Source organism: Microcoleus sp. AT3-D2 (genome assembly GCF_036705715.1).
Lineage (GTDB): Bacteria > Cyanobacteriota > Cyanobacteriia > Cyanobacteriales > Microcoleaceae > Microcoleus.
In genome coordinates this window covers 1-1,686 of sequence record NZ_JAUBVE010000188.1, presented here as the reverse complement: position 1 = coordinate 1,686, position 1,686 = coordinate 1, and the positions used below count along the sequence as shown (strand labels likewise).

Here is a 1,686-nt window from a genome sequence, read left to right as displayed (position 1 = left end):
CTAACACATCTCTTGATGAAGTTATTCGTGCTTATTGTGCATAAAGAGTGTCTCATACTTATTTGAAATGACTATACCTTGGGTAAATCACTGCGATTGTCAGAGTAAAAAGTTACCTCGGCAAAGCGACTTGCAATCACTGGATCGGTAGAGCAAAAACTTGTCTCCAGTTCCTCACTTAACTCAGGACGCTCCTGATTCTGCATCGCCATTGGCGCCAGAAAGCTTGCCCAACCAATGTAATTTTTCTCCATGATATCGAGGAGATCCTCAATATCTTTGCGCTCAAACCCTCCGTAATAATTTGGTAAATCATTGATATAGCAGGGTGAAGGCCCTACAAAAATCAGGCGATTAAAGTAATTAGGAGTTTGAATGGAGGAGAGAAGGCCGATCATACTGCTGACAGAATGACCGACAAAAATCACATCAGTCAAGACCAATTCTTCACAGATATTGAGGACATCCTGAACATAGCCATTGAGGTCGCTGTACCGTTCATAACTGTAGGCACTAATATCAGACTGTCCCGAACCTACATAATCAAATAGGATAATTTTGTAATCCTTCTCGAAGGCCCCTGTTACGAAACGCCACATATTTTGATCGCACCCAAATCCATGAGCAAACATCATCGTCTGGGTGCCTTGTCCAAACACTTTTATATTATTTCGTAAAAAAAATTAGTCATTTGAGCTACACGAGCATTAAATTAATTATAAGACTTTTGCGCGCTTTCATGAGGGAGGATTGATGATCCCACATAGTGGTAGACAACAATTGAGGATGTCGGATTAAATAAATAGCAAACTCAGCAATGGCAGGCTTCCTCAACAGATAACGCTGCCCGATTTCCTAGGCGCTCGCTTGTAACTATTCCCATTTGGCTGGGGTTTGCATTCCTTCGGCAATTATGCTTAGATTTAAGCCATCTGGGATTGCAACTATGGCTTTGGCAATTCCGCGATCGCTCGGAGCGCTGGCTAAATCGCGGACAAATGAGCGATCAATTTTGAGCGACTTCACCGGAAAATTTTTCCGGTTGTTAAAAGTATCATAGGCAGTCCCAAAATCATCGACAAAAATTCCAGTGCCACGCTTCGATCATTGGCTCAAAAGATTGTAAGCAATGTCAACATTAAGAATCATTGCCGTTCCCGTAATCTCTAGCTATAGATATTTTGGCTTCATATCAGTGCGCTCAACAATGCGATCGCTCTTAGCGATTAAAGGGGAGCATGTCACCTTTGCAAGTGAGCGAATTGATAGTGTGATATTATAACACTAATCTATTTTTGAAATAAAGCCATGACACCTGAGCAAGAACAAACCATAAATCAGCATATTCAAGCGATCGCCCAAATCCTGTACGAGGATACCCCAAAAGAAAAACTGACAACTCTGGCTGGTATTGAGGAAGCTGTGCGACAACAAATGCTGACTCAAGTTATGCCAAAAGTAGGAGTTTTTTTATCGAATCAACAACAAACACCACTGCCGGACGCACCCGCCAGCTAAAAACTATTTTAGGAGACTTGCCTTTAACAGAGAAACAAGCCAAGTTATTATCAGTGCGTCCTCACACACAAATCAGTCCCTATGTAGAAATAAATGTGTTGTTTGCGAGTGAGTGCGAATGTATCATATCAAAATGCTCAAGACGATGTGGAATTTTTGAGAGGCATA

The 1,686-nt window shown here is 41.6% G+C and carries 1 protein-coding gene and 2 pseudogenes; 1 reads left to right on the top strand and 2 read right to left on the bottom strand.

Going from position 1 to position 1,686, the window contains the following annotated elements; genetic code table 11:
- Window positions 1–71: 71 nt before the first annotated feature.
- Both QUB44_RS30775 and QUB44_RS30770 read right to left on the bottom strand, forming a co-directional pair.
- Window positions 72–659 (bottom strand): alpha/beta hydrolase, encoded by a 588-nt coding sequence (locus QUB44_RS30775; protein WP_333373693.1) that lies wholly within the window; start codon window positions 657–659, stop codon window positions 72–74.
- A gap of 214 nt (window positions 660–873) precedes the next feature.
- Window positions 874–1,089, bottom strand: a pseudogene (locus tag QUB44_RS30770) (EAL domain-containing protein); the annotation flags it as partial.
- 219 nt (window positions 1,090–1,308) lie between these two features.
- Here QUB44_RS30770 and QUB44_RS30765 point away from each other — a divergent pair.
- Window positions 1,309–1,686 (top strand): annotated as a pseudogene (locus tag QUB44_RS30765) (ISKra4 family transposase); the annotation flags it as partial.